This is a genomic window from Gordonia sp. NPDC003950 (genome assembly GCF_053605205.1).
Window position 1 is genome coordinate 1 of the sequence record NZ_JBSGIT010000051.1, and the last position, 5263, is coordinate 5263.

General features: G+C 62.2%; 3 protein-coding genes and 1 other annotated feature. Of the genes, 1 reads left to right on the plus strand and 2 read right to left on the minus strand.

What is annotated here, in order from left to right:
* Nucleotides 1-57: 57 nt before the first annotated feature.
* Complete coding sequence (locus tag ACWETB_RS23700; protein WP_452214029.1) at nucleotides 58-1953, minus strand: SIR2 family protein; 1896 nt, start codon at nucleotides 1951-1953, stop codon at nucleotides 58-60.
* A 596-nt stretch (nucleotides 1954-2549) separates the two neighbouring features.
* Between ACWETB_RS23700 and ACWETB_RS23705 the strand changes: the two genes are divergently transcribed.
* A complete protein-coding gene (locus tag ACWETB_RS23705; protein ID WP_452214031.1) occupies nucleotides 2550-3488 on the plus strand; it encodes a DUF6924 domain-containing protein in 939 nt (312 codons plus the stop codon).
* A gap of 430 nt (nucleotides 3489-3918) precedes the next feature.
* Here ACWETB_RS23705 and ACWETB_RS23710 read toward each other — a convergent pair.
* A protein-coding gene (locus tag ACWETB_RS23710) for an IS3 family transposase (protein WP_452214033.1) occupies nucleotides 3919-5120 on the minus strand; the annotation gives its coding sequence in 2 pieces (ribosomal slippage) (nucleotides 3919-4874 and nucleotides 4874-5120; 1203 coding nt in all).
* Nucleotides 4756-4887, minus strand: a sequence feature (AL1L pseudoknot). Its footprint overlaps the gene before it by 132 nt.
* Nucleotides 5121-5263 lie beyond the last annotated feature (143 nt).

The window sequence follows — 5263 nt, forward strand, 5'->3', positions numbered from 1 at the left end:
CCAGCATCACCCCGTGGGCTGCGAGATCGACTGATCGACTGCAAGTAGGAACTGGCTCTAGAACGGCCTGGACCGGCTATCGGGGACCTGCCACGTTCGATATTCGACGTCGTCAGTGACTGAGCGGTAGCGGTCTTCGGTGCCCAGGTAGTCGATGATGATGTCGCTGAGGTCTGTGCGCAGTAGGTGACTGGGCGGATACAGCCAGCGGCCGCCGCCCCAGCGGGGCAGTTGGTTCACTACATTCCCATCGAGCACTTTGTCCATGTGCAAGATGTGGGCAGCGGATGCCGGCGGGTAGCTGTTGAACGGGTCTGACCATTGTGGGGTGGTCAGAAGGTGGATAAGGAAGTCGTCGCGGCCCCGGTGTACCGCGACGGTGCTCATCGTGCGGAGCGCGAGCAAGGCGGGATAGTGCTGTAGAGGAACGAAGGGTGTGCTACCGGTCGCCATATGTCGCGAGTCGAGGAGGCGTTGCAGGGCGTCGACCCACAGTTGGGTGTGGGTGCCGTCTGCGTCGTGGTGGATGCCTGCGATGAGGAGGTGTAGCAGTGGGTCGACGGCGGTCCGTAAATCGCTGATGCGGGCATCAATGGCTTCGAGGGTGGCGGTGTCGACGGGCAGCCCTCTGATTGTGTCGGTGAGTTGGTCGACGACGCCCATCACGAGGTCGTGCAGGGCGATTCGGCGGGTGGGGTCGGGTAGGTAGCGTTTCAGTCGGGCGATTGCCATTGCCGTCGTGAGGGGCGGCTCGGTGAGTTGGTCGAGGGCGCTGAGGCTCTCGGTGAGGTCGGTGAACAGTTCGTCTGCCGACGCGGCGGGCACGACGTGGCCGCGGGTGGTGGCGAGCAGTTGTTGGGCGTCGTGCTTTATGGATGACCTGCTGTCCCAGTACAGGGGGTAGCGGCGTGGGGCGGTGGTGAGTGCGGCGACGAGGGCGCGGTCCCATTCGCCGGACCATCCGGATATCAGGAGCCCGTATTCGGTAAATACCCGGTCCAGCAGGTCGTTCCACTGCTCGGGGTAGGTCGTGAGCTCGTCGATAGTGTTTCTGGAGTCGAGTTCTTCGTAGTCGCCGTGGAGCTTGACGATGGTCGCTTGGGCGTGTGAGAGCGGTGTCATTCCGGCCGCGGCTTCGGGGCGGGTAATGACCTGTGTGGATACACCGGCGGCGTCGAGGGCTTGCTCGAGGAGGCGGTCGAAGTTGGTTGTGAGGATGACTTTCACCGAGCCGCGTTTGACCAGTGCAGCGATGGCGTGGTGTGCGGGGCTGGGGATTTTGATGCCTTGGTCGCGTTCGTCGTCGGTGGCGACGAAGTAGTTGTGCAACAGGCCTTGACGAGCTGATGGGGTTGGTGCGAGGGCGGCCAGGAGAGTGGAGTAGCCAAGGTCGCCGACGCCGTTATCTGCCCACCACTGCTCGGGATCGGTGGCGGCCAGATTGTGGGAGGCGGCGTCGGCGGGGTCGGTGGCGGCGGCGAGACGTTCGATGAGGTTGGTGACGACACCCCAGCCGGTGGGAATACTGGCACCGGTGGAGATCCCTGAACCGAGGAGAAGTGCGTACACGCCGGGTTGGGCGTGTATGGCGGTTGCCAGCATTGCCCGCGCAGACAGGGCGTTTCGCGGTGATAGCGACGTCATCGGTGAGCCGGAGTCATAGCGGGTGGAGTCTCGGTGTTGATGCTCCACGTGGCAGCAGTCATGGCTTCTATCGAAGCACGGCCGCTCGAGCGGAGGCGTCAGTTCGTCAAGTAGGCCAATCTGCGCAAGGGACAAGGGTACGGAGTCACTGTGGCTTTTGTGATTCTGATTAATCATCATGTTCGGTGACAGATGATTTGAGACAAACCGCGAAACGCGATGACAGCCGCGCCGTAGTGACAGCCAACCTGGGTGGCTCGGATCATCGATGCAGTTCGCTGCCCGCATGCATCCCAGGATGCGTGTCATCGAGTCTCATCTAGGGTGTCAAAGTCTCACGTATGGTGTCACCCGAAGCGAAAAATGCGTGTGACCACGCAGAATGCTCTCAGCTTTACGTAATCTCTGTTATCGGCGAATAACTAGGACGAGTGAAAACAATTGCGGCAACTCGACTCTGCGCATCTTGAGTAACTGCGCAGGTCGTGCTGCTGGGTGTCGGTTGCCGAACCTGCTCCGTGGCTACGTCCTTGCACTTCGGCGTTGCGTTCTCCAAACAGATGAGAGATTCTCGCGTACGCCGACCGAATGTCCGATGTGACCGCTGCGTTCGTCGGGGACCGGTCCGACGGAGACGCGTCGAGCTCACCCCACCGCCAGCGTCACATGGGCCTGCAGGGCCAGATGGCGGGTGTGTCATCGGCGGAATTGGGGACGGTCGGTCCTAGGGTGGCGAATGGAGCGGCCGCTAACGAGCGTGCTGTGGAGGTCGACAGCAATAGGGAGTGGTTGTGGCGCACGTTCAGTATGAACACCGAGGAACTGGACTCATCGCCATCACAGGCGGGTTCGCATCTTTCGAGCCCGAGCAGTATCAGAGCTGGTACGCCAACGACGAGCATAGGTTGAGTATCGGCATTCAGGACCGCAAGGAGTACACGCTCAGCTACGAGCCCGGTAAGCCGGGGTTCGACCCCCCGAGACTTCCCGAGTTGACGTTCCTAATCCCTGATTCGCCCGCCCCGGTGGTGGTCGATCTCACCACCCACGACGCCGAGCCGCCCCTGTTGGCTGCCGCCGACGGCTGGGTCCATATCGAGCAGTGTGGCGCCGAGTTCGGCTACCTACCTGTGACGATGCAACCTCTGGTGTGGTCGTCGCAGACCGAGCATGACCGCATCGTCGGCCCGGTCCTGGACTCAATCTCCCGCGGGTGGAACATGGTTCGCGTGTCCTGCCGGGACCAGCGACCCGAAGATCCCGTCCTGCAGGTGCGTGTCGACATCTGGCCCACCCCCGAGTCGGCCGGGCTCGAAGTCATCCGCTACACGCCGTCCGGGTCGCGCGGCCAGTCCGAGGTCGCCGAGGTGCGCGAGCGCATCGAGTCCGCCGTGACGATAGAGGGCGCACCGTCGGTGGCTGGGCCGCTCGACGCCGACCACCTGGCGAACCTGTCACTGCTGATCCGCGGCGACTTCAGCGCCCCTGAGGCGTGGACGACGGTGGCGAACGCGGCGCTGGCCCCCGATCCCGTCGACGGGTTCACCGCTGATCTCACCCTGGTTGATGACCCCACCTACGACAACATCACCGTCGACGAGCTCGCGGACGCGATCGGGGAACCGCCACCGTTCTACGTGTTCCTGTGCGACAACGAGACTCTGTCCCACCCCGACCACCCGATCCTGGCAATCAACCTCGACGCCGAGGACGTTTCGAACCGGAGCGTGCGGGTCGTGCCCGCGGCGATGTGGTCGGTCGAGAACAACCTCGCCCTGGCCAACATGGACTTCGCCGACTTCGTCGGCGCTGCCGACACCGATGGCATTTTCCGAGGATTCTGACGACCGGAGATCGTCAACCGTTCATTCCTAACCCCAGGCAACTCGCCCTACTTCAACACGTCTCGTTACCAATTTATGTTGCAGTGCAAAGAGTTTCGTCACCAGTGACGAAACGTAGTGTGTTGATTGCCAGCCGAGTTGGCGAATTGTCGGTCTAGTTGGCGAAAGTTGCCAATGTAGTTGGCGCAGCGTTTGGTATGCCGCCAATCTTTCGGTGACCGCGAAGCACATCGTGGATCTTCGCCAAGTAGCCTGTCGCGGCGGCAATGTTCTTTCGAGACGAACCCTCAGGTCATCCTCGCCAACTAGATGGCGAACTCGCCAACTCCTGTGGCAGACCACAGTGGGTGAGCGAAACTGCTGGCTACGACCCGCGGCTAACTGCTGGGTCGCCGCGGTTGAACCGTCCTGGACTGGGTGGAGACCTGGTTTATGCCACCTCCGTCTCGGAGGTGACGCTCTCACGGTAGCGCGTCTCGTATTCGATGGGTGAGCAGTAGCCCAGCGACGAGTGCAGGCGGTCGGTGTTGAACCAGAACACGTAGGCTGCGGTCTCGCGTTCGACCTCGGCGCGGTCGGTCCAGGTGCGACCGGTGTTGATGAGTTCGGTCTTGTAGAGCCCGATTGTCGATTCCATCAGCGCGTTGTCGAGGGCATCGCCAACCGATCCAATGGATCCGGTGATGTCGGCCTCCCGCAATGCCGCGGTAAACGCCAGCGACGTGTATTGACTCCCGGCGACGCTGTGGTGCACCAAACCTGTTGCAGTGAAGTTGAATACGGTCCTACGTCGAGTGAACAACGCTTGCTCGACCACACTGGTCACCAACGGGGTGTGCTTGCTGGTCATGACCCGCCACCCGAGGATGCGTCGGGAGAACACATCGACGAGGAACGACACGTAGACGAACCCGGCCAACGTCCACACGTAGGTGAAGTCGGCCACCCACCACCGATCCGGACGATCCGCTATATTCCATTGCCGGGCAACATGATCCGGGAACCGGGGCGCTTTGTCATCGCGGCGGGTGGTAACGGTGCGGTGAGAACCCCGGACTGCTCCGGAGATCCCGCAGATCCCCATCAGCCGGCCGACCTGATCGCGACCCATGGGGTGTCCTGCTCGCCACATCTGATGATGCATCTTGCGGACCCCGTAGACACTGCGGTTCTTGGTGAACTGGCGGAACACCTCGTGCGCGGCGTAGGCCTCGGCCAGCGCGGCCGCCGAGATCCGGCCGCGTTGCTTGTGGGCGTAGTAGGTGGACGGGGCGATCTGCATTCCGTACTCGGCGAGTACCCGGCAGATCGGATCGACCCCGAACCTGTCTCTGTGATCGTCGATGTAATCGACGATCAGTGCAGTCGGCGGTCGATCTCCGCCGCCGCGAAAAACGCTGACGCTGTCTTCAAAATCTCATTGGCTCTGCGTAATTCGGCGTTCTCGCGGCGTAACTCGCGCAACTCCGCACCCGGCTCATCTGCCGGTGATGAACTCGCCGTCGAGACCGCCGGCATGTCCTTCTCGATCCAGTTTCGCAACGTCGCCGGATTGATGTCGAGCATCTCCCCGACATGCCGACGCGCTGCGAGTTTGGCACCGCCGACCTCGGCCAGCCGATCGTGATACATCCTCACAGCCCGCTCACGGGTCTCCAGGTCAAACTTTCGTGCTGCTCCTGGCGTGTCCCCCGTGAACCGGTCCGGGTTGTTCTAGAGTCCTGATTGCCCTGGTGAGGGCAGAGAAGGGACGATGAGGAACATGGCAGGACGGA

What these genes read in the sequence shown, in the direction of transcription:
- ACWETB_RS23700 (WP_452214029.1), bottom strand. Translation starts at nt 1,953, where the DNA reads ATGACACGCATCCTGGGATGCATGCGGGCAGCGAACTGCATCGATGAT.